The organism is Rhodoferax saidenbachensis (assembly GCF_001955715.1).
GTDB lineage: Bacteria > Pseudomonadota > Gammaproteobacteria > Burkholderiales > Burkholderiaceae_C > Allorhodoferax > Allorhodoferax saidenbachensis.
Genome location: NZ_CP019239.1, coordinates 2,634,574 through 2,657,345, shown reverse-complemented (window position 1 = coordinate 2,657,345; position 22,772 = coordinate 2,634,574). Strand labels below are relative to the sequence as shown.

22 protein-coding genes are annotated in these 22,772 nt (G+C 61.1%); 15 read left to right on the top strand and 7 right to left on the bottom strand.

Annotated elements, in window-relative coordinates:
* The first annotated feature begins 6 nt into the window (after positions 1-6).
* The 3 genes from RS694_RS12720 to RS694_RS20515 all read left to right on the top strand — a co-directional run bounded on the left by RS694_RS12720 (position 7) and on the right by RS694_RS20515 (position 2,842).
* Entirely contained in the window at positions 7-900 is an 894-nt protein-coding gene (locus tag RS694_RS12720; RefSeq protein ID WP_420805943.1) for an NAD(P)-dependent oxidoreductase, read from the top strand.
* Positions 901-1,209: 309 nt separating this feature from the next.
* Positions 1,210-2,454, top strand: a complete 1,245-nt coding sequence (locus RS694_RS12715) for an FAD-dependent oxidoreductase (protein ID WP_152528848.1) — start codon at positions 1,210-1,212, stop codon at positions 2,452-2,454.
* 214 nt (positions 2,455-2,668) lie between these two features.
* Positions 2,669-2,842: a hypothetical protein gene (locus RS694_RS20515; protein WP_156876174.1), complete on the top strand. Its 174-nt coding sequence runs from the start codon at positions 2,669-2,671 to the stop codon at positions 2,840-2,842.
* 109 nt (positions 2,843-2,951) lie between these two features.
* Here RS694_RS20515 and RS694_RS12710 read toward each other — a convergent pair whose 3' ends face one another.
* Both RS694_RS12710 and RS694_RS12705 read right to left on the bottom strand, forming a co-directional pair.
* Positions 2,952-3,950 carry a Bug family tripartite tricarboxylate transporter substrate binding protein gene (locus tag RS694_RS12710; RefSeq protein WP_051391954.1) on the bottom strand — a complete coding sequence of 333 codons (999 nt, stop codon included), beginning with the start codon at positions 3,948-3,950 and terminating at the stop codon, positions 2,952-2,954.
* A gap of 265 nt (positions 3,951-4,215) precedes the next feature.
* Positions 4,216-5,142, bottom strand: a complete 927-nt coding sequence (locus tag RS694_RS12705) for a LysR substrate-binding domain-containing protein (protein WP_029708340.1) — start codon at positions 5,140-5,142, stop codon at positions 4,216-4,218.
* 124 nt (positions 5,143-5,266) lie between these two features.
* On the opposite strand from RS694_RS12705, the gene RS694_RS12700 reads away from it, so the two are divergent.
* The 7 genes from RS694_RS12700 (at position 5,267) to RS694_RS12670 (ending at position 11,170) form a co-directional block, all read left to right on the top strand.
* Positions 5,267-5,956 carry a substrate-binding domain-containing protein gene (locus RS694_RS12700; RefSeq protein WP_029708341.1) on the top strand — a complete coding sequence of 230 codons (690 nt, stop codon included), beginning with the start codon at positions 5,267-5,269 and terminating at the stop codon, positions 5,954-5,956.
* 44 nt (positions 5,957-6,000) lie between these two features.
* Entirely contained in the window at positions 6,001-7,029 is a 1,029-nt protein-coding gene (locus tag RS694_RS12695) for an amidohydrolase family protein (RefSeq protein ID WP_029708342.1), read from the top strand.
* A 169-nt stretch (positions 7,030-7,198) separates the two neighbouring features.
* On the top strand, positions 7,199-7,882 hold the full coding sequence (ligK, locus tag RS694_RS12690; RefSeq protein WP_029708343.1) for a 4-carboxy-4-hydroxy-2-oxoadipate aldolase/oxaloacetate decarboxylase: 684 nt from the start codon (positions 7,199-7,201) through the stop codon (positions 7,880-7,882).
* 7 nt (positions 7,883-7,889) lie between these two features.
* Entirely contained in the window at positions 7,890-8,816 is a 927-nt protein-coding gene (locus RS694_RS12685; RefSeq protein ID WP_029708344.1) for an amidohydrolase family protein, read from the top strand.
* Position 8,817: 1 nt separating this feature from the next.
* Complete coding sequence (gene ligA / locus RS694_RS12680; protein ID WP_029708345.1) at positions 8,818-9,267, top strand: protocatechuate 4,5-dioxygenase subunit alpha; 450 nt, start codon at positions 8,818-8,820, stop codon at positions 9,265-9,267.
* A 5-nt stretch (positions 9,268-9,272) separates the two neighbouring features.
* Entirely contained in the window at positions 9,273-10,139 is an 867-nt protein-coding gene (locus RS694_RS12675; RefSeq protein WP_029708346.1) for a class III extradiol dioxygenase subunit beta, read from the top strand.
* 71 nt (positions 10,140-10,210) lie between these two features.
* Complete coding sequence (locus RS694_RS12670; RefSeq protein WP_029708347.1) at positions 10,211-11,170, top strand: Gfo/Idh/MocA family oxidoreductase; 960 nt, start codon at positions 10,211-10,213, stop codon at positions 11,168-11,170.
* Positions 11,171-11,868: 698 nt separating this feature from the next.
* On the opposite strand, the gene RS694_RS12665 is transcribed toward RS694_RS12670, so the two are convergent.
* A complete protein-coding gene (locus RS694_RS12665) occupies positions 11,869-12,705 on the bottom strand; it encodes an IclR family transcriptional regulator domain-containing protein (protein ID WP_051391955.1) in 837 nt (278 codons plus the stop codon).
* A 135-nt stretch (positions 12,706-12,840) separates the two neighbouring features.
* Here RS694_RS12665 and pobA point away from each other — a divergent pair, with 135 nt between their 5' ends.
* Positions 12,841-14,013 carry a 4-hydroxybenzoate 3-monooxygenase gene (gene pobA / locus RS694_RS12660; protein ID WP_029708349.1) on the top strand — a complete coding sequence of 391 codons (1,173 nt, stop codon included), beginning with the start codon at positions 12,841-12,843 and terminating at the stop codon, positions 14,011-14,013.
* Positions 14,014-14,101: 88 nt separating this feature from the next.
* Complete coding sequence (locus tag RS694_RS12655) at positions 14,102-14,929, top strand: substrate-binding periplasmic protein (protein WP_029708350.1); 828 nt, start codon at positions 14,102-14,104, stop codon at positions 14,927-14,929.
* A gap of 12 nt (positions 14,930-14,941) precedes the next feature.
* On the opposite strand, the gene RS694_RS12650 is transcribed toward RS694_RS12655, so the two are convergent.
* Genes RS694_RS12650 through RS694_RS12635 form a run of 4 tightly spaced genes read right to left on the bottom strand, consistent with a single transcriptional unit; the run spans position 14,942 to position 19,873 of the window.
* Entirely contained in the window at positions 14,942-16,513 is a 1,572-nt protein-coding gene (locus RS694_RS12650; protein WP_029708351.1) for a DHA2 family efflux MFS transporter permease subunit, read from the bottom strand.
* Positions 16,514-16,525: 12 nt separating this feature from the next.
* Complete coding sequence (locus tag RS694_RS12645) at positions 16,526-17,806, bottom strand: HlyD/EmrA/EmrK family protein (protein ID WP_029708352.1); 1,281 nt, start codon at positions 17,804-17,806, stop codon at positions 16,526-16,528.
* A 32-nt stretch (positions 17,807-17,838) separates the two neighbouring features.
* Positions 17,839-19,317 carry an efflux transporter outer membrane subunit gene (locus RS694_RS12640; RefSeq protein WP_051391956.1) on the bottom strand — a complete coding sequence of 493 codons (1,479 nt, stop codon included), beginning with the start codon at positions 19,315-19,317 and terminating at the stop codon, positions 17,839-17,841.
* Positions 19,307-19,873, bottom strand: a complete 567-nt coding sequence (locus RS694_RS12635; RefSeq protein ID WP_076069658.1) for a MarR family winged helix-turn-helix transcriptional regulator — start codon at positions 19,871-19,873, stop codon at positions 19,307-19,309. Before RS694_RS12635 ends, RS694_RS12640 begins: the two co-directional genes overlap by 11 nt.
* A gap of 253 nt (positions 19,874-20,126) precedes the next feature.
* Between RS694_RS12635 and RS694_RS12630 the strand changes: the two genes are divergently transcribed.
* From RS694_RS12630 to RS694_RS12615, 3 genes are all read left to right on the top strand, one after another.
* The gene (locus tag RS694_RS12630; RefSeq protein ID WP_051391962.1) at positions 20,127-21,263 is read left to right on the top strand and encodes an ABC transporter substrate-binding protein; all 1,137 of its coding nucleotides are present in this window, start codon (positions 20,127-20,129) and stop codon (positions 21,261-21,263) included.
* A 231-nt stretch (positions 21,264-21,494) separates the two neighbouring features.
* Positions 21,495-21,812 (top strand): hypothetical protein, encoded by a 318-nt coding sequence (locus tag RS694_RS12625; RefSeq protein WP_029708356.1) that lies wholly within the window; start codon positions 21,495-21,497, stop codon positions 21,810-21,812.
* 506 nt (positions 21,813-22,318) lie between these two features.
* Positions 22,319-22,696 carry a hypothetical protein gene (locus RS694_RS12615; protein ID WP_037247619.1) on the top strand — a complete coding sequence of 126 codons (378 nt, stop codon included), beginning with the start codon at positions 22,319-22,321 and terminating at the stop codon, positions 22,694-22,696.
* Positions 22,697-22,772 lie beyond the last annotated feature (76 nt).

The following is a 22,772-nucleotide window of genomic DNA, read 5'->3' as shown; positions in this document are numbered from 1 at the left end:
GCAAACATGGCCTTGCTACTGCAGCATCTGGGCGTCGTGGGTTACGGCGAGGTCGGGCGCATCTTCAGCGCCGGTCTTCGTGCCCACTTTCAGTCCACCCAGGTGTGGGACCTGAAGCTGGCGGACGGTACCCTCACACGTGGTGCCATGCATGCACAGACCGTAGCTGCGCAGGTGACGCCTGTGGACGGTGTGCAGGCGCTGTGCGCGCAGAGTGACTTCATCATCTCGGCTGTCACCGCGTCCAACACGCTGGCGGTGGCAGAAGCGGTGGCGCCCCATTTGCGGGCGGGCACTGTGTTTCTCGATCTGAACTCTGCCTCTCCCGGCACCAAGCAGCAGGCCGCCAAGCTGATTGAGGCTGCGGGTGGCCGTTATGTGGAAGCCGGTGTGATGACCTCGGTGCCGCCCTATGGCATCAAGGTGCCCATGCTGTTTGGCGGTCCACTGGCGGCTGAGCTTGCGGTATTGCTCAATGCCATGGGCATGGACGCCAAGGCCGTGGCCACCGAGATCGGCGTGGCGTCGGCCATCAAGATGTGCCGCAGCGTGATGATCAAGGGCCTGGAAGCGCTGGTCATCGAGAGCTACAGCACCGCCCGTGCTTATGGCGTGGAAGACCATGTGTTGCCCACGCTGGCAGAAACCTTCCCGTCCATCGACTGGGAAAAGCAGGGCGCCTATTTCTTCAGCCGCGTCGTGCAACATGGCCAGCGCCGTGCCGAGGAAATGCGGGAGTCCGCGCGTACGGTCAGCGAAGCCGGCTTTGCGCCCACCATGGCCAGCGCCATTGCCGACAAGCAGCAGTGGGTGGCGGATCAGGCGCGCACGGGCTTGTTTGCAGACGTGCCCAAGGACGCGCCTTGGCAGGATTACGCGGATCGGTTGCTTAAGAAGTAACTTTCTTCTTGAGGGCTGCCTTGGTTTCTGCTGGACCAGGCGGATTGCACGTTTTGCTCTGTGTCCCCCGGCCGCTTTGCGGCCTCCTCCTTTTACCTGCGCAAAACGCACAACCCGCCTGATCTTCCAACGGGTTTGACATGGTGGCAAGAACAGCCAGACCTCCAGCAACGGGCATGGGGTGGGTGTTCTGCGTAGGTAAAAGGAGGAGCCCGCACCGCGGGCGGGGGACACGGAGCAGAGCGCCTACCCCGTGTCCGTTGCGAGGCGCACAAGAGAACCGTTCACCCGCTGCACTACCATGCTGGCGTGAGACAACAAAAAATAGCAATCATCGGCAGCGGCATGGCGGGGCTGGCCGCGGCCTGGTACCTTGGAGACAAACACCATGTCACGCTGCTGGAGCGCCAGCCGCGTATCGGCATCGGCGCGCACCGCGTTGATCTGGACGGCGGTGCGGTGGACGTGCCGCTGCGTGTCATCTACCCCGGCTACTACCAGGCCCTGATGCGCCTGTTTGCCGACGCCGGCATTGCGCTGCAGCCACTGGACGCTTCGCTGTCCTTCGCCCAATGGGGCGGTGACAGCTACTTCCGCTACCGCAACACACGCGTGCTGGGCCGCACCGTGCCTTGGATGCCACCCACGGTGGCCCTGCAGCCCGACGCACTGCGCATCCTGCGTGACCTGGGGCGCCTCATGGTGCAGATGCCGCTGGCCCTGGCGAGCGGTACATTGCAAGGCACCACCTTGGGCGACTGGCTGGATGGCCAGGGCTACTCCCGCGTATTTGTGGATGGTTTTCTGGTGCCGTGTTTCGCCGGCATCAACACCGCTAGCCATGCAGCCGTGCGTGCCTACCCGGCCACCACCATTGCCCAGTACTTCACCCCCGGCTTTCTGCTATCACCCGTGTACCGCGCCGTGGGTGGCGCGACCGCGATTGCCGATGCACTGTCCCAGCGCATCGCCAAGGTGCAACTGAATGCAGACATTGCCCGGGTAGAGCGCACGCCAGACGGCGTGCGTGTGCAGCACACCGACGGCCACACGCAGCATTTCGACGCCCTGATCTTCGGCACCCAGGCCAACCAAGTGCTGCCGATGTTGAGTGACGCCAGCCGCGAAGAACGCACCGTGTTGGGAGGCTTCCGTTACGACAGCGTGCGCATCCTCATGCACCACGACACGCGCCTGGCACCCAAGCACCAGCGCGACTGGGCGCCCGTGAACTACCTGCTGGACCCGGCGTGGGACCGGCCCATGGTCAGCATCTGGGTCAACCGTCTGCTGCCGGACTACCAGAGCGAACGTCCCGTGTTCCAGACCCTCAACCCGTTTGAAGAACCGGATGCTGCCACGGTGCTGCAAGACACCACGCTGCAGCGCCCGCTGGTCGGGCTGGATACGGCCAAGCGCCTGCAACGCCTGGACGCGCTGCATGCGCAGGATGGTCGGTGCGTGTTTTTCTGCGGCTCATATGCGGCGCAGGGGATTCCGCTGCTGGAGAGCGCAGTGGCTTCGGCGCGGGCTGTTGCGGGGTTGGTCGGGTAGCTCTCCGCACAGGATTTCAGACTGATATATAACCAAGACTTAAATCTAGGGACGCCTCAACAATGAATATTTGGCCACGTTATTCCGCGTTTCTGCGGCCCATACAAAGTTAGCCATCATGCCGAGTTACGTCTGGCGCTGTCTTGCTTGTGGGAGCCCGAACAAACCCTCGGGGAGTCAATGCGTTCTATGCGAGTGTTCGGCAACTCCGAGGGTGTCAGACATCGATCGTGCGCGGCAATTGCATCCTGAGTTGCCTGGCGTCAAGCAACTCCAGTTTGAAGAGGCGGCTGGCGAGGCCAATCCATTTGAGATCCTTGGAGCCCTCTTCTGGCCGCTGTTGGCGCTGCTTGGCATTCCGCTCTGGACCGGAAGAGGTAAGAAATGACAGCTGACAGGTTGTTCGACACAGACGTGCAGGCACTTTGGTGTGCCGGTCAAATCCAAAGTTGACGTGAGTGACGAACTGACCACAGCCAAGTCAGCCCACCGACAAATCAATCCGCCTTAACCCGTCCCCCACTAATCACCGGCTTCCACCGCGCAATCTCCCGCACGATCAACTGACCGAACACGGCAGGCGTGTTGGGTGTGGCAATGGCACCTTCGTTGTTGAGGCGGGTTTTCAGTTCAGGAGAGGACAGCGACAGGTTGATCTGTGTGTTCAGCTTGGCGACGATCTCGGGTGCCGTGCCTGCGGGTGCGACCACGCCGTACCACTGGTCGGCCTCAAAGCCTTTGTAGCCTGACTCTGCGACGGTCGGTACGCCGGGGAAGCTCTCCAGGCGCTCGGGGCTGGAGACGGCCAGCGCGCGCAGGGTGCCGCTTTTCACCTGGCCGATCACGGCCGGTGCGCCGGTGAACAAGACCTGGATTTGCCCGCCCATCAGATCGCTGACCGCAGGTGCTGTGCCGCGGTAGGGGATGTGCAGCAGCGAGGTTTCGGTCTGCAGCTTGAAGTATTCGGTGGCCAGGTTGGCTGCGCTGCCGTTGCCACCTGAGCCGTAGTTGAGCTGGCCGGGTTTGGCCTTGGCCAGTGCCACGAGTTCTTTCACATTTTTGGCCGGCAGGCTGGCGTTGACCACCAGCACATTGGGCACACGCGCCACCCAGGCCACGGGCGCAAAGCTCTTGACCGGGTCATAGGGCAGGTTGGGGTACAGCGACGGGTTGACCGCCAGCGTGCCGATGTGGCCCATCAGCAGGGTGTAGCCGTCGGCAGGCGCCTTGGCCACCTTGTCCGCTCCAATGGCGCCGCCTGCGCCGGGCACGTTGTCAATGACTACGGGCTGGCCCCAGGCTTCGGTGAGTTTTTGCCCGATGGCGCGCGCCAGGATGTCGGTGGAGCCTCCGGGTGTGAAGGGCACGACCAGGCGGATGGGTTTGTTGGGGTAAGTGGCTGCAGCCTGCGCCAGTGCAGAATTTGTATAAAAAAGGCCTGCAGCCCCCATGGATAGTGCGCAAGCAGCTATGAATTTTGTAGTGAATTTGGACATGAACCGAGTCTCCTGGATGGCTGTTGTAAGTATTGCCTCGCAGTGTGCGGGTTTCGGCAGGGCCGCAGCAAGTTGAATAACGCGATACCAGCTATGCAAAAACGGCCTGAGACAAGACTGCGCAAATCTCCCCGTTCGGGCTGAGCTTGTCGAAGCCGCATTTGCCAGTCAAGAACCTATTGAAGGCTTCGACAGGCTCAGCCCGAACGGAAGGGAGGGCGAACGGAGGGGAATACGAGGCGGACGCGAGTGTGTGGCGCAACCCTCAGCGCTCAATCGCCTTGAGCACCACCTGCGTCACCACTTCCATGGCCTTTTTCTGTGTCTGGGTGATAGGTCGCCGCGCTGACCACACCAGCATCAGTTGGCTCATGATGCGCGGGCTGTGGATGGACTGCACGCTGAACGGGTCGGGGTTGTCAAAGTTGCTCAGTGTGTAGCTGGGCAGCACGGCGTGGCCCATGCCTTCTTTCACCAGATTCAGGATGGCGTTGAGGCCGTCCACCTCCATCATCACGTTGGGGCGCCGGCCAATCGTCATCATCTCGCCCTCCAGCAGGATGCGGAAGGCGTTGGGCCGGCTGGGCAGGATCAGCGGCAGTTCGGCCACCTCGGCCAGGCTGATGGCGGTGGTGGCGCGGCCGGTGCGTTTGCCCTTGGACGCCAGGCCCACCAGCGGGTTGGGAGAGATCAGCGACAACTCGTCTTCGTCCAGCGTGGACATTTCCAGATCGGCCGACTGCTCGGGGTTGTAAAGCACCGCCATGTCCAGGTTACCCACGCGCAGGCCTTCGTGCATCTGCACCGAGAAGCCCTCGGTCAGCGTGAGCTGGGCCTTGGGCATCTGTTCGCGGAAAGTCTTCACCAGCGGCACGGTGATGACCTTGGACAGGCTGGGCGGCAGGCCAATGGACACCCGGCCCGCCAGTGCGCCACGCGCCGCACCCAGCTCTTCACGCGTGAGCTCCACCTGGTGCAGGATGCCGCGGCCGTGTTCCAGCAGCAGTTTGCCAGCCTCGGTGGGCACGGCGCCACGGCCATTGCGGGTCAGCAGGTTTTGCCGCAGCTCCACTTCCAGCAGGCGAATCTGGCGGCTCAGGGCCGGTTGGGCCACGTCCAGCGCGATGGACGCGCGCGTGAAACTGCCCATTTCGGCTACGCGTACAAAGTATTCCAGCTGTTTGAGGTCCATCGTGGTGGTCTACATCCGAAAGTGAGAACAGCGAATAGCTGCGCTCCGATTATGCCAATATGTGATAGCTGCTAGTGCCATCGTTGACTTATCAAATACCACCCGCGCGACCAGAATACCGACCATGCAAAGCATGCTTCAAGGTATTTCGTCTATGGCCACCCGCCAGTTGCTGGCCGAGCTGACGCAGGCCTATACACAGCGCACGGGGCAGGGCGTGGCCATTGAGTCGGTCGGTGGTGTGGATGCGGCCAAACGCGTACAGGCCGGAGAGGCGTTTGACATGGTTTTTCTGGCTTCGGACGCGATCGACAAGTTGATCGCCGCAGGGCATATCGACGCGCAGAGCAAGGTCGACCTGGCCCTCTCCGGTGTAGCCGTCGCCGTACGCGCGGGCACCACCGCCCCCGATATTTCGAGCGAAGAGGCGGTGCGCCAGGCCGTGCTGGCAGCGCCCAGCGTCAGCTATTCCACCGGCCCCAGCGGCGTGGCGCTGGCCAAGCTGTTTGAGCGCTGGGGCATTGCCGACACCATCCGCGAGCGCATGGTGCAAGCGCCCCCCGGTGTGCCAGTGGGCAGCCTGGTGGCGCAAGGGCAGGTGGCGCTGGGTTTTCAGCAGCTCAGCGAACTCATTCACCTGCAAGGCATCGACGTGGTGGGCCCGTTGCCACCCGCCATCCAGATCACCACCACGTTTTCAGCGGGGCTGTGCAGCAGCTCCAGCCAGTTGCCCGCCGGGCGGGCGTTGCTGGCCTTCATGGCATCCAACGATGCCGCAGAGGCCAAGCGACGGCAGGGCATGGAACCCGCCTGAGCCCACAGGCCACCTACTACAAATACAAACAAGGAGAGACACTGATGATCATCGACTGCCACGGCCACTACACCACGGCGCCCAAGGCGCTGGAAAATTGGCGCAACGCACAGATTGCCAACCTCAACACGCCCGAACTGGGCCCCAAGGTGGCAGACCTCAAGATCAGCGACGACGAGTTGCGCGAGTCGATTGAAACCAACCAGCTCAAGCTGATGAATGAGCGTGGTTCGGACCTCACGTTGTTCTCGCCACGCGCCAGTTTCATGGCCCACCACATTGGCGACTTCAATGTGTCGTCCACTTGGGCAGCGATCTGCAACGAACTCTGTTTCCGCGTCAGCGAGCTGTTCCCGGACAGCTTTGTTCCTGTGGCCATGCTGCCGCAATCGCCCGGTGTCGACCCGGCCACCTGCATTCCCGAGCTGGAAAAGTGCGTTAAGGAATACGGTGCGGTGGGTATCAACCTCAACCCCGACCCATCCGGTGGCCATTGGAACAGCCCCCCGCTGACCGACAAACATTGGTACCCCATTTACGAAAAGATGGTGGAGTACGACCTGCCGGCCATGATCCACGTGAGCACCAGTTGCAACGCGTGTTTCCACACCACCGGCGCGCATTACCTGAACGCGGACACCACGGCCTTCATGCAGTGCATCCAGGGTGACCTGTTCAAGGACTTCCCCACACTGAAGTTCCTGATTCCCCACGGCGGCGGTGCCGTGCCCTACCACTGGGGCCGTTTCCGCGGATTGGCACAGGAGATGAAAAAGCCTTTGTTGACCGAGCATGTGCTCAACAACATCTACTTTGACACTTGTGTGTACCACCAGCCAGGCATTGATTTGCTCAACACGGTGATCCCCGTCAAGAACGTGTTGTTCGCCTCTGAAATGATTGGTGCTGTGCGCGGCATTGACCCGACCACCGGTAACTACTACGACGACACCAAGCGTTACATCGAAGCCTCCACGATCCTGAGCGCTGCAGAGAAGCAGCAGATCTATGAAGGCAATACACGCCGTGTCTTCTCGCGCCTGGATACGCGCCTGAAAGCAAAGGGCAGGTAGGTTGCTGCGATGGTGAGACAGGAGTGGGTGCACGTTTTGCTGCGTGTCCCCCGCCCGCTTTGCGGGCTCCTCCTTTACCTCCGCAAAACGCACACCCACTCCTGTCCTCGCGAGCGCGTTTAGAGCGGGCCGCGGAACATACAGTCAGAAATATCAAGGAGAGTTGAATATGTACGAACTAGGCGTTGTCTACAAAAACATCACGCGCGCAGACCGCGCAGCCGCAGACGGCCTGGCCGCCCTCGGCTCCGCCACCGTGCACGAGGCCATGGGCCGCGTGGGCCTGCTCAAGCCCTATATGCGCCCCATCTACAGCGGCCAGCAAGTGTCTGGTACAGCAGTCACCGTGCTGCTGCAGCCCGGCGACAACTGGATGATGCACGTGGCCGCCGAGCAGATCCAGCCTGGTGACATCGTGGTGGCTACCGTCACTGCCGAATGCACCGATGGCTTCTTTGGTGACCTGTTAGCCACGTCCTTCCAAGCCCGTGGCGCACGCGCGTTGATCATCGACGCCGGTGTGCGCGATGTGAAAGAGCTGCAGCGCATGGGCTTTCCTGTGTGGAGCAAGGCCATCAGCAGCAAGGGCACGATCAAGGCCACGCTGGGCTCGGTGAACATTCCCATCGTCTGTGCAGGCATGCTGGTCACGCCCGGTGACGTGATCGTGGCGGACGATGATGGTGTGGTGTGTGTACCCGCCGCACGCGCCGCCGCCACGCTGGAAGCTGCGCAGAAGCGCGAGAGCTTTGAAGGCGAAAAACGTGCCAAGCTCGCTGCCGGCGTGCTGGGGCTGGACATGTACAAGATGCGCGAGCCGCTGGCGGCCGCTGGTCTCAAATACATCGACTGAGGCCACCATGAGCAAACCTACTTCGGGTGATTTCACCAAAACCGCAGGCTGGATGGACTGGTACACCGGCCCGGCCAAGCCCACTTTCAAGCTGCCCGCAGGCGCGGTCGATGCCCATTGCCACGTGTTTGGCCCCGGTGCAGAGTTTCCCTATGCGCCCGAGCGCAAGTACACGCCCTGTGACGCCTCCAAAACGCAACTCTTTGCCCTGCGCGACCATCTGGGTTTTGAGAAAAACGTGATCGTGCAGGCCACCTGCCACGGCGCCGACAACCGCGCCATGGTCGATGCGCTCGTGCACAGCAACGGCAAAGCGCGTGGCGTGGCCACGGTCAAACGCAGCGTGACAGATGAAGAGCTGCAAGCCATGCACGACGCTGGCGTGCGCGGCGTGCGCTTCAACTTTGTCAAACGCCTGGTGGACTTCACGCCCAAAGATGAATTGCTGGAAATTGCCGGTCGCATTGCCAAGTTTGGCTGGCATGTGGTGATCTACTTTGAAGCGGTGGACCTGCCCGAGCTGTGGGACTTCTTCACTGCGCTGCCGACCACCGTGGTGGTGGACCACATGGGCCGCCCCGATGTGTCGCTGCCGGTGGATGGCCCGCAGTTCGCGCTGTTTGAAAAGTTCATGCGCGAACACACCAATGTGTGGAGCAAGGTGAGTTGCCCCGAGCGTCTGTCGGTTACCGGCCCGAAGGCGCTGAACGGTGAGCAGAATGCCTACCGCGATGTGATCCCGTTTGCCCGCCGCATCGTCGAGCAGTTCCCCGACCGTGTGTTGTGGGGCACCGACTGGCCGCACCCCAACCTCAAGGACCACATGCCCGACGACGGCCTGCTGGTGGACTTTATTCCGCATATTGCGGTGACACCGGAGCTGCAGCGCAAGCTGCTGGTGGACAACCCCAATCGCCTGTACTGGAAAGACTGATATGTCACTCGATAAACCCTACCAGGACATTCCTGGCACCACGATTTTTGATGCGGAGCAGAGCCGCAAAGGTTACTGGCTCAACCAGTTCTGCATGTCGCTCATGAAGGCGGACAACCGCGAGCGTTTCAAGGCCAACCAGCGTGCCTATCTGGACGAGTGGGCCATGTCTGAGGAGCAGAAGCAGTCCGTGCTGGACATGGACCTGAACCGCGCCATCAGCCTGGGCGGAAACATTTATTTCCTCGCCAAAATCGGCGCCACCCATGGCCGCAGCTTCCAGCAGATGGCGGGCAGCATGACCGGCATGACCGAAGAGGAATACCGCAACATGATGATCGGTGGTGGCCGTTCGGTGGAAGGCAATCGCAAACTCGGTGAAGACGGTACCGCCCAGCCACAGAATCAACCCCAAGGCCGACATTCCACTGTTGACGCCAAGAAAGCCTGAACCTTATGGCCAAAATTACCGCCTCCGTATTTACCTCGCACGTGCCCGCCATCGGCGCGGCCATGGACCTGGGCAAGACCCAGGAAGACTATTGGAAACCGCTGTTCGCGGGCTACGACTATTCCAAACAGTGGCTGAAGGACAACAAGCCCGACGTGATCATTCTGGTCTTCAACGACCACGCCACGGCCTTCAGCCTGGACATGATCCCCACCTTTGCCATTGGCACGGCCGCCGAATACATCCCCGCTGACGAAGGCTTTGGCCCACGCCCTGTGCCCAAGGTACAAGGCCACCCGGACCTGGCTGCGCACATCGCCCACTCCGTCATTCAGCAGGACTTTGACCTCACTATCGTGAACAAGATGGATGTGGACCACGGCCTGACGGTGCCGCTCTCGCTGATGTGCGGCCAGAAAGACCCGGTGAAAGACGCATGGCCCTGCCCGGTGATTCCGTTTGCCGTGAATGTGGTGCAGTACCCCGTGCCCAGCGGACAGCGTTGTTTCAACCTCGGCAAGGCGATCCGCAAAGCTGTGGAGAGTTACGACGAAAACCTGAATGTGCAGATCTGGGGCACGGGCGGCATGAGCCACCAGTTGCAGGGCGCACGCGCTGGCTTGATCAACCGCGAGTGGGACAACGCCTGGCTGGACCAGATGATTGCCGACCCTGAGGCCTGCGCCGCCACGCCGCACATCGACTATGTGCGTGAAGCGGGTAGCGAAGGCATCGAGCTGGTGATGTGGCTGATCGCACGGGGTGCCATGGCCGATGTGGCCGGCGGCCCCAAGCCCACCGTCAAGCACCGCTTCTACCATGTGCCCGCCAGCAACACGGCGGTGGGTCATCTGATTCTGGAAAACCAATAAACACACCGTTCGGGCTGAGCCTGTCGAAGCCCTTCGACAAGCTCTGGGTGAACGGATAACAAGGAGAGATTATGAGCAAGACCATCAAAGTCGCACTGGCTGGCGCCGGTGCATTCGGCATCAAACACCTGGACGGCATCAAGAACATCGATGGCGTCGAAGTCGTGTCCCTCATCAGCCGCGATCTGGAGAAAACCAGGGAAGTGGCCGTCAAATACGGCATTGGCCATGTCACCACCGAGCTGGGCGACAGTCTGGCTTTGCCCGAAGTGGACGCAGTGATTTTGTGCACCCCCACGCAGATGCACGCCGAGCAGACCATCGCCTGCCTGAAGGCCGGTAAACACGTGCAAGTGGAAATTCCGTTGGCGGACAACCTCCAAGGTGCGCAGGATGTTGTGGCCCTGCAGAAGCAAACCGGCCTGGTCGCCATGTGTGGCCATACCCGCCGCTTCAACCCCAGCCACCAGTATGTGCACCAGCAGATTGCGGCAGGCAAGTTCAACATCCAGCAGATGGATGTGCAAACTTACTTCTTCCGCCGCACCAACACCAATGCACTGGGCCAGGCGCGTAGCTGGACCGACCACCTGCTGTGGCACCACGCTGCCCACACCGTGGACCTGTTTGCCTACCAGGCCAACAGCCCCATCGTGCAGGCCAACGCCATCCAGGGCCCTATCCACCCGGTGCTTGGCATTGCCATGGACATGAGCATCCAGCTCAAGGCGGCCAACGGTGCCATCTGCACGCTGTCGCTCAGCTTCAACAACGATGGCCCACTGGGCACTTTCTTCCGTTACATCGGCGACACGGCGACTTACATCGCGCGTTATGACGACCTGTTCAACGGCAAGGAAGACAAGATCGATGTGAGCAAGGTGGACGTGTCCATGAACGGCATCGAGCTGCAGGATCGGGAGTTCTTTGCTGCGATTCGTGAAGGTCGTGAGCCTAACTCCAGTGTGGCGCGTGTTTTGAATTGCTACGAAGTGCTGCACAAGTTGGAGCAGCAACTTAACGCTGGCTGATACGCGGTTTACTGCCACTGAGGCTGGAGAACCTGCTACGTTGGTGCGGGGGCTCTGGCCTTTTTGTTTCTATCCTCTTCATTTTTCTGAGGTGTTTGCTTTTGTGGCGTGTCGGGATGTGCGCCCGACAGCGCACTCACTTTCTTTTGCTTCGCCAAAAGAAAGTAAGCAAAGAAAAGGCGACCCTACTGTCTGCGACCCCTACGCTTCGCTACGGGGCAACCTGCGGTGCTCGGGTTCAGTGGGGTCTGGCTCGAACTCGCTTCGCTCAGACAATCGCCAGCCCTGATCCACTGACCCCTGCGCTCCTCGGCGCATACAGAAGGGATTGGGGCGACTTACGGGCCATCGCTGCGCTCGGCCCGTCCGCGCGTAGCGCGGACGAAGTTCGGTTTCGGTTGTTCGGCTGTTTGGACTTTGAATTCGGACTCCACGCCGTTATGCGGAGGCGAGTAGCGCAGGGCTGGGCGGATCAGGGCTGGCGATTGTTTGAGCCGAAGGCGAGTTCGAGCCAGACCCCGCCCAGGCCGAGCAACGCAGCGTGCCCGAAGGGCCGACGCATCCGGCTCGCCTTTTCTTTGGTGACTTTCTTTTGGCGAAGCAAAAGAAAGTTACTGCGCTGTCGGGCGCACATCCCGACATTCCAAGCAAGAAGAAATACTAAGCAAAGACGAACACCCCCGTGAAAGGAGAGAACTCTAAAGTATCCCCCGCAATTCCCGCGCCGCATCCTGCAACACAGGCAACTGCTGACGCAAGAAATCCCCAGGCGAGCGGGTACGCGGCGTAGCCACCACATTGAGAGCCGCCAACGTGCGCCCCTGCATATCCCGCAGCGGAACAGCCAGCGCATGCACGCCTAACTCATGCTCTTCACTGGCCAGGCAATAGTCTTGCGCACGCACTTGGGTGATCACCGATTTGAATGCTTTGTGGTCGGTCACTGTCAATGGTGTCAGACGCGCTAGTGCGCGTTTGCCAAGTTCACCATCCGGGCCCCGCACCTTGAGCCAAGCATTGAACGCGGGTGTCTGCAGCGCGGCCAACAGTACACGCCCGGTGGAGGTGGCATGCGCGGGCAGCCGGGCGCCCAGATGCAGGCCATAGGCCAGCATGCGTTCGGCGCCGCTGTAGGTGGCGCTGCGTGCAACGATCACCACCTCGGCTTCATCGCGTACCACCACCGAATAGGACGACAGTGTTTGCGCGGCCAGGCGGTTGAGCGTGGCCTGGACGATGCGGGGCAAACGGGCGGAAGCCAGGTAGCTGCCGGAAAACCGCAGCACCTTGGCCGACAGCCAGAACGCATGGCCGTCACTTTCCAGGTAGCCCAGGTGCGCGAGGGTCAGCAAGTGGCGTCGTGCCGCAGCCCGGGTGATGTTGGCCCGCTCTGCGGCTTGGGTGGCATTGAGCCGCTGGCGTTCGGTGTCAAAACTCTCCAGCACCGCCATGCCTTTGGCCATGCCTTCGATGAAATCGGCTTTCTGGATGCTCGGCTCGCTTTGGAGCTTGTCAGGGGAGGGTGGGGGTGGCATGGGTGGTGCGGGAGAAGTATTGTGCGATTATCGCGCGCATCATCTGATTATCGCGCAATAGATGGGTTTTCCGCTTTCATGAAAGGCCCAGTGCATCTACGCTCTGGCGATTGAATACCAACGAGGAGTCAGGACATGCGTACGCAAGTTGCCATCATCGGTGCAGGCCCCGCAGGGCTATTGCTCGGCCAGTTGCTGCACAAGGCGGGCATTGACAACGTGATTCTGGAGCGCCAGGACGGCGACTATGTGCTGGCCCGCATTCGCGCCGGTGTGATCGAGCAGACCACGGCCGATCTGCTGGACGAGGCCGGTGTTGGCGCACGCATGCACCGTGAGGGCATGGCGCACGACGGTTTTGAGCTGTGCTTCAACGGCGGCCGCCACCGTATTGACTTGAGTGGCCCCACCGGTGGTAAACACGTGGTGGTGTATGGCCAGACCGAAGTCACCCACGACCTGATGGATGCGCGCAAGGCCGCGGGCCTGACCACCGTGTACCACGCGGACAAGGTGGAGTTGCACGACTTTGACACCACCAAGCCCTGGGTCAGCTACACGGCCAATGGCGAGTCACAGGTGTTGCACTGCGATTTCATTGCCGGCTGTGATGGCTACCACGGCGTGAGCCGCGCGAGTGTGCCGGCCAGTGCGCTGTCGCTGTACGAGAAGATCTATCCGTTCGGCTGGCTGGGCATTCTGGCCGACACGCCGCCGGTGGCGGAAGAGCTGATTTATTCCAACCATGCGCGCGGTTTTGCACTGTGCTCCATGCGTTCCCCCACACGTACGCGTTACTACGTGCAGTGTTCATTGGAGGACAAGGTGGAGCAGTGGAGTGACGATGCGTTTTGGGACGAGCTGCGCCGCCGTTTGGACCCGGCCACGGCCGAGGCCCTGGTGACAGGCCCCTCGATCGAAAAGAGCATTGCGCCGCTACGGAGCTTTGTGGCCGAACCCATGCGTTTTGGGCAACTCTTTTTGGCAGGGGACGCAGCCCACATCGTGCCGCCGACGGGTGCCAAGGGCCTGAATCTGGCGGCATCCGACGTGCGTTATCTGTCGCGGGCGCTGATCGAGCATTACATCGAGAAGAGCGAGGCGGGCATCCGCCACTATTCCGACACCTGCCTGCGCCGTGTCTGGAAAGCCGAGCGCTTTAGCTGGTGGTTCACCTCGTTGACCCACCTTTTCCCGGATCAGGGCGCCATCGGCGCCAAGCTGCAACAGGCCGAGCTGGATTACCTGGTGCACTCGGAAGCGGCCCGCACCGTGATGGCGGAAAATTACGTAGGACTGCCTTTCTAGGGCTTTTTCGCGTGTTGGGCGTCTCGCCCGTCCCTAGAATGGTGCACAAAGCGGCGATCTTATAAGCTGCAAAGGGACGAGATTCGACATGTACACCAACACCGCATACAGCGCCTGCCGCAGGCTGCTGGTTCTAGGATCGTTATTGGCGCTGCCTGGGTTGGCAGCGGCCAGTTGTTCACGCACGATCAACGTACCCATCGCACCGATTGGTCTGAGTGTGTTTGTTGCACCTGACAACACGGTGAGCGGGGTGTACCCGGAAATTTTGCGCAGCATGAGCACCAAAGAGGGCTGCACTTTCGAGTTTTCTGTGGTGCCACGTGCCCGGCTCGACGTGTTGTTTGAATCCGGCCGTGCAGACCTGCTGATACCTGCTTCACGCTCGCCTTTGCGTGATGAGCAAGGCCTGTTTGTTCCCTTGATCTACAGCCGTGCCACGCTGATTACCGTGGCGTCGGAGCGTCCTGCGGTCAAGACGGCGCAGGATTTGCTGACCCGACGCGATATCCGGGTGGGCGTGGTGCGCGGTTTTGATTTCGGCCCGGGTTACCAGTTGCTGGTGCGTGAGCTGGCCGAGCAGGGCCGCCTGGTGCAGGAAGTGGACGCCGCGTCGGTCGCTCGCCTCATGCAAAGCGGCGCGGTGGACCTCACCATCATGGCGCCCAACATTCTGCTGGGGGCATTGCAGGGGGAGCCCAAGGTGGCGGGCCTGGTGCCCCGTCTGCGTTATGAGGCCATTGAAGAATTGCCTTGGGGCGACAGCGGGGCCTACATCTCCAAGCACCTGAACGAGGCCGACACCAACAGCCTGCGTGAAGCGCTGGAGCGCTCCAGCAAGTCTGGTGCGGTGTGGAAGGCTTTTCTGCGTTACTACCCGGCGAATGCGCTGGTGGGCAGCATTCGCTCCAGGTAATCGCTTCCTTTTCTAGTGGGCGCCCGCAGCGGCGTCTGCTGCACCGGCCGCGCCGGCACCACCCATGCGTTTGGGGCGCGACAGCCAGACCAGCGGGATCAGCATCAGGAAGATGATGGCCGAGGCGTAGAACACGTCGTTGACCGCCAGCATCGCAGCCTGCTGGTCGACCATGCGGTTGATCTGGCTCAGTGCCTGCTCTTGTGACATGCCTGCCGCATCGAACCCGGCCAAGGCTCCGTTGGCCGCACTGCTGCCGCGGTTCACCAGCTCTGACAGTTGGGCATGGTGCAACGCGATGCGGTTTTGCCAGACCGTGATCGCAATCGAGGTGCCAAACGATCCACCCACGATGCGGGCGAAACTGGACAGGCCTGAGGCCGAAGGGATCTTCTCGGGCGGCAAGCCACCCAGCGTGATGGTGGTCAACGGGATGAAGAAGAAGGCCACGGCCACACCCTGCACGACGGTGGGGATCATGATGGTGTCAAAGTCCGCCAGCGTATTGAAGTGCGAGCGCATGAACAGCACCAAGGCGAACACCACAAAGGCAAAGCTGGTGAGCATGCGCGGATCAAAGCGGCTGACGTTCTTGCCCACCCAGGGCGAGAGAATGATCGCGAAGATGCCCACCGGCGCCATCATCATGCCGGCCTGGGTGGAGGTGTAGCCCATGTACTGCTGCAACCACAGGGGCAACAGCACGATGTTGCCCATGAACAGGCTGTAGGCCACAGACATGGCCACGGTACCGGTCCAGAAATTGCGCATTTTGAGCAGCTTCAAATCCACCACCGGGTGTTCATCGGTCAGCTCCCAGATGATGAAGAACCCAAAGGCAATCACGGACGTGATAGTGAGCGTGATGATTTCAGCGGAATGGAACCAGTCCAGCTCGCGGCCACGGTCCAGCATCATCTGCAGCGCCCCTACCGCAATCACCAGCAGTGACAGCCCCATGGTGTCAATCGGGAGCTTGCGTGTGGCGGTTTCCCGTTTTTTGTAGATGGTCCAGGTGGCAAACGCCGCCAGCAGCCCCACGGGAATGTTGATGAAGAAAATCCATCCCCAGTGGATGTGGTCGGTAATCCAGCCGCCCAACAGGGGCCCCATCACCGGGGCAACCAGCGTGGTCATGGCCCACATGGCCATGGCCAGCCCTGCCAGCGCGGGCGGATAACTCGACAGCAACAGTGTCTGGGCCAGCGGCATCATGGGCCCGGCGACCAGGCCCTGCGCAGCGCGCATGGCAATCAACGATTCCATGTTCGGTGCAAGTCCGCACAACCACGAGGTCAGCACAAACAGCAGCACACTCATGGTGAAGAGGCGCACCTGACCAAAGCGTTGGGATAGCCAGCCGGTCAGCGGCAGGGCAATCGCGTTGGCCACACCAAAGCTGGTGATGACCCAGGTGCCCTGGTTGGGGCTCACGCCCAGGTCACCCGCGATGGCGGGCAGCGAGACGTTGGCAATGGAAGAGTCCAGCACGTTCATGAACGTGGCGGCAGACAGGGCAATCGTGCCCCACAGCCTGGCGCTGCCTTGCAGCGGCGCCAGGGGGGTGTTAGCGGGGGAGCTCATGCAGGTTCCGGCTTAGTGGGCCTGTGCGGTGGTGGCGACAGCGGCGTGGGCGTGTTGTGCGGTTTGTGTCTTGCTGCTGCGCCCCAGGTTGGCGGCAATCACGCGCTTGACTTCGTTGTTGGCGCTCGTTTCAACGACCGAGTACACCTCGGTCTGCACGCTGGAAGCGCTGCGTGGTGCATCGGCCAAAGACTTGCCGCTCTGGTCGGTCACATCCACCGTGGCTTCCATCGAGAGGCCCACGCGCAAGGGGTTCTGGGCCAGTTGCTCGGCGTCCAGCGCCACACGCACCGGCACGCGCTGCACCACCTTGATCCAGTTGCCAGTGGCGTTTTGCGCGGGCAGCAACGCAAAGGCTGCACCGGTACCGGCACCCAGGCCGGCTACGGTGCCCTTGTATTCCATCTTTTTGCCGTACAGATCAGCCGTCAGTGTGACGGGCTGGCCAATGCGGATGTTGCGCAGTTGCACTTCCTTGAAGTTGGCATCCACCCACAGCTGGTTCAGCGGGATGATGGACATCAGCGGCGCACCGGCGGCCACGCGCTGGCCCAGTTGCACGGTGCGTTTGGCGACGTAGCCGTCCACCGGGGCGAGCAGGGCGGCGCGGTGCAGTGCCAGGTAGGCCTCACGCACCTTGGCGGCGGCGGCCATCACGCTGGGGTGGCCTTCCACGTTGGTGCCATCGGTCAGGGACTGGTTGCTGGAGAGCTGTTCACGTGCGGCTGCCACACCGGCCTGGGCGGCGGCCAGTGCGTTCTGGGCGCTGGTCAGTTGCGACTTGGCGTGGTTCAGTTCTTCTTTGGACACGGCACCGTTGCCTGCCAAAGACTGGCGGCGGTTCAGGTCGTCGGTGGCGCGGGCGATTTCGGTTTGTGCCTTGGTGATGTCGGACTCGCGCAGGGTCACCTGGGCCGACAGACTGCCGTTGTTGGCATACAGGGTGCGCACCTGGCGCACGGCCTGGGCCAGGTTGGCCTCGGCTTGGTCCAGCGCCACCTTGGCGTCGGCCGGGTCGAGTTGCACCACGGGCTGGCCGGCTTTCACGAAGTCGGTGTCATCGGCCAGGATGGCGGTGACCGTGCCGCCAACCTGCGGCGTGATCTGGACTACGTTGCCTTGCACATAGGCGTTGTCGGTTTCTTCGGCATGGCGCGAGCCGTACCAGTTGTAGCCGCCGTAGGCCAGGCCCAGCAGGACCACGATGGACAGTACGGTGAGCGCCTTCTTGCGCTTGGGGTTGGGAGCGCCGGATGCGGTGACGGTGGATGCGGAGTTGGTTGGAGCGTTCATGATGGATGTGTCTTGAAAGAAGGGGTGTTCGATTACTTGGCGGCAGCCACGGCTGCTGTGTTGGCCTGGGGTTCGGTGTAACCACCGCCCAGGGCGCGTATCAGTTGCACCTGGGTGTCCAGGCTGCGGGCGGTCAGGTCCACGCCCAGGCGGCGTTGGGCCAGCACGGCGGTCTCGGCGTTGAGCACGTTGAGGTAGTTACCCAGCCCGGCTTCGTAGCGTTGCACGGCAATGTTGTAGGCCGCTTCGGCAGAGCGCAGGGCAGACTGCTGCTCGGCCTGCTGGCGGCGCAGCGCCTGGGTGCTGGCCAACTGGTCGGCCACGTCGCGCACGGCGTCGATCACGGCGCCGTTGTAGGTTTCAATGGCGGCGTCCAGGTCGGCGGCCTTGCCCTTCAGGTTGGCGCGCAGGCGGCCCCCTTCAAACAGGGGCAGGCGGATCGCCGGGCCCACGCCCCATTGTTCGCTGCCGCTCTCCACCAGCCGCTCCAGCCCGATGCTGGAGAAGCCGGCAAACGCGGTGAGGTTGATGTTGGGGTAGAACTGGGCGCGGGCGCTGTCCACATCGCGGGTCGCAGCCTCCACGCGCCAGCGTGCGGCGGACACGTCGGCGCGGCGGCCCAGCAGGTCCAGCGGGATGGACTGCACTTCGCCCTGTGTATTTGCTACTGTATTGATAGCTGCTTGCGCAGGTTTGATGAGGGCTAGAGCCTGATTTTGCTGTGAAGTCAGAGCGGTCAGGGCATTGCGCAGCAGGGCGTCCTGTTCCTTCAGCGCTTCGATCTGGTAGCGCGCGTCGGGCAGACCACTTTCGCTTTGCTGCAGTTCGAGCTGGGTGTCGAGCCCGGCCTTCACGCGGTCCTGCACCAGTTGTTTTGACTGCTCGCGCTGCGCCAGCGTGCGCTGTGCCACATCGAGTTGCCCCTGGATACGCAGCCACTGAAAGTAGTTGCGCGCCACATTGCTGGCCAGCAGCATGCGGGCGGCTTGCGCGTCGGCTGCAGCGGCACGGCTTTGGCCAATAGCAGCGTCCAGTGCTGCGCGGTTTTTGCCAAACAGGTCGAGCTCCCACGAGGCGCTGGCCTGCAGGGTGCCGCTGTCACGGGTCGAGCCGGCCAGCGGCGCGGGGATCATGCCGTTCTTGGTGAATTTCTGTTGTGTGGCATCCAGGCTGGCGTTCACTTGGGGCAGGTTGGCCGCGTCAGCGTTGTCGATACCGGCCTGCACGCGCTGCAAGCGGGCCTGGGCCACGCGCAGCGAGGGGTTGTTGGCCAGTGCCAGGTCCACCAGGGTGTTGAGCTGGCTGTCGCCAAAGGTCTTCCACCACTGGGCGTCCAGCGCCGGGTTGTTGGCGGGGATGGGCGTTTCAGACAGGCCCACTGCCTGCGGCGTGATCGGCTTGGCCTGCGAAAAAATACCGGAGAAGTTGGCGCAAGCTGTGAGGGATGCCAGGGCCACCACGGTCAGTGCGTGGCGGGCCCAGCGGGTAGAGATGGGGAAGTCATTCCGCATGGTTGTTTCCAGAGGTTGCAGGTGAAGAGGCGTCATGGGGTGGGTCGGTTGGTGTTGGGGCGCTCGGTGCGCGGGTGTTGTTCAGGATGCGGTGCAGATAGCTCTTGAGGGTTTCAAACTCCTCGACCGAGAAACCCACCAGATTGGCGTTTTGCACACGGCTCAATATCTTGGGAATGTCGCGGGCGGCTTCGGTGCCGGCCTCAGTCAGCGTGATGTTGACCACGCGGCGGTCGACCTCTGAGCGGGCGCGCTGGCACAGGCCCTTGGCTTCCAGCCGGTCCAGCGTGCGTGTCATGGCGCCCGCGTCCAGGCGGCATTCGCGGGCCAGTTCGGCCACGGTGGAGGCTTTGCCCATGTACAGCTTGAAAAGGGGAATCCACTGCGCGTTGGTCAGCTCGGTGTGCGCCAACTGCTTTTCCACCTCCTGGGCAACGGCATCCAGGATCTGGCGGACCAGATAGGCAATGCTGTCTTCAGGGCGGTAGTCCTTTGCGCAATAAAAGGGCGTGGCTTGCGCATCCGCTTGGGGGGAAGAGGGTGTCGGCTTTTTCATGGATGTTGCGAATAATACTTGCCTAGGCAAATATTGTCAAGGCTTGGATTTATACGATGTCGCGGGCCGTGCGGGAAAACCCGGATATAAGAGACGTTGCTGCAATGCGTGACGTTCTTCCCGGAATGCCGGCCCGGAATAACTGAAAGTGGCGTCGTCGCATTGGGCAAACAAGTTTCGGCACGCATAGTTGTCGAGCATCAGAAAATCAAACTCAACGCCTACGACGTTGCGCACAAAAATGAAAAAAAGCATGTTCAAGCCCATCGTTCAATGGACCTTGGGAGGATTACTTTCCGTATGCACACTGGTCGCCAACGCGCAGACCGGCGGCGACATCGTGATCGGTCAGGTAGCGCCGTTCACCAACATTCCAGTCACGGAAGCCCTGGAAATCAACCAGGGCGCCACGTCCTATCTGGCGCAACTCAATAAAACCGGTGTCCAGGGGCGCAAAGTGGTGCTGTTCAAGATGGACGACGAATACAACGCCGACAAGTTTGTCGAGCGTTTCGCGTCGGCCATGGAGAAGCGCCCCGTGGCCCTGATCAGCCCGATTGGCTCTACCGCCATCAAGCGCATGCTCGACGACAAGTTGCTGGACAACGCCGATGTGGTGGTCGTGAACGCCATTCCGGGCGCAGAAAGCCTGCGCAACCCGGGCCACCGCAAGCTGTTTCACATACGGGCCGGTGACAAGCAGCAGATCGAGAAAATCGTCAACCACGCGCGCACCATCGGCATCAGCAAGCTGTCGATGCTCTACCAGGACTTCGCCATGGGCATATCAGGCGAAGCCGTTGCGCAAACCGAGTCCACCCGTGTTGCGGGTCTGGCGTTCAAGAGCGTGAAATCCGCGATAGATGAAAAGTCCCTGACCCAGGCCGCCGCCGAACTGGCCGCGCAGAGCCCCCAGGGCATCCTCATCGTGGGCGCGCCTCGATTCTCGGTGGATGGCGTCGCCGCACTGCGCAAGGCGGGTGTGACCCAGTCGATTTTTGTACTCTCGTATGTGCAGCCCGGCCTGTTGATCAAGGTGGCGGGGCTTGCAGGCGCACGTGGTGTGGGTATTGCCCAGACCTACCCCAATCCCAACGGCCGCGTACTGCCCCTTTTGCGGGAGTTCCAATCCGCCATGAAGGTGTCATTCCCCGACATCAAGGAGTACACGCCTTTCCATCTGGAAGGCTATATGTCCGCCAAAGTGGTGGGCGAGGCCCTGTTGCGGTCCAGGGACAAAGACATCACCGGCGCCACACTGGCCCGCAGCCTCAAAGCCATGGGTGAAGTGGACCTGGGTGGTTTTCGGGTGGACTTCAGCAAGGGGAATACGGGCAGCAGTTTTGTCGATATTGGTGTGATGAATGTTGATGGGCGGCTGATCTATTGAACGGTTGAAGATTCACCCGAATGGGGGATATCCAGGCTTGGTTGGGCCGTGGACAATGGGTGGAGATATAGAGGACAGACGAGCTTCGGCAATTGCGAGGTTTGTTGCTACTTTAGGTATAGCGAGGAATGCAATGCCGGTAAGGGTTTGTGTGGGTTTTATCGGCAGATTCGCCATGTTATTTCGCAGTGGTTTGCGATCTAAATTACGTTATGTGTCACGGGGAAATGAATGAATGACACTGTTCTCCTTGCAGGCTTTAGCAATATGGACCTCGTTGATTTTCACTACCACATCGACTGGCAGTCTTGGAAAGACAGCTACATTGAGCTGATTGCCCAAGGCCAAGGAAGAAAGCGGCACCTGCGCTTTTCAGGTGTGTCCAATCTGCGAATCGACGAAGGTTTTAATGGTTCCTTGTCAGGAATGGAGATAGTGGACATCTCCGATCGCCATTGGGACTCTGCACGAATTGAAGTAAGAAACTTCGAACAAGATCCAAGTGTCACATTTTTGGCGGCAACCATGGAGACCGTCAGTGACACATAACATTTTGCTCGGCACGGACACACAACAGCAGAATGCCGCTGCGCGGCGTTTGCTGCGTGCCGGGCACGCTTTGACGTTAGACGGCGTCGAATGAACATGGTGCTCCTCAAAGATCCTTCTTTGCGCCGGTTTTGGTTTGTGCTTGCTCGCGGACTCGGTATTGGCGTTACAGCCGGTTCCCGATTGGAGGCGGAGACTCTCGCTCGTAACGCATGCTCGCAATCCGGCTGGTCGTTTGAGCCGATTGAAGTGCTCGAAGATGTGGACGTTCGCGACCTCGACCAGAATCACGTAATTCCGAATATGGGTCCGCCGAACTTCAAAGGCGTATGGTTCCCTCGTCTAAACACCTAGGAGGTTTCGTGGCCTCACACTCGCCCTCTAACGTGTCAATCGACACGGACCCACAACAGCAGGAGGCGGCTCCGCCGCAAGTGTTGGTAGCCCGGTCATTTTTACGTTAGGCCGCAGAAATGCATCCTGTACTTCGACTGCTTGACCAGGCTATGGCATGGTTGCTGGCAGGAGCCGCGGTAGCTGTTGGTTTGGTCCTGGTCTTTTCATCTGTGGTCGAACCGCTACTCTCCGGTCACGGAGTACAGCCGGATCAGGCTATTTTTGCAATTGGGGCCCTGCTTGCGGCAGGTACGCTCACCTACTACGTCAGGTACAGAACTAAGGCCGCGAAATGGGCCACCTACTTCATGGTTGGGTTCTGCATATGGGCTCATGGGCTTGCCTTTGTGGTGATGGAGCTGTTTCGAGGTAGCGCGATAGAGCTTGGGGACTATCTGCGATTGGCCGCAGGGGTTTTGGTTCTCTCCGCATTCGGTGCCCTATGGGTCAAAGCAGGTCGCGCCGCGCCGGCCAAGGTTCCGAAATGAGGGTGTCATCGAGAACTCTGCGGCCTAGCCTGTCGCCCGAGCCAACTCGCGTCGGCAGGCCGCCACTCGCGGCTCA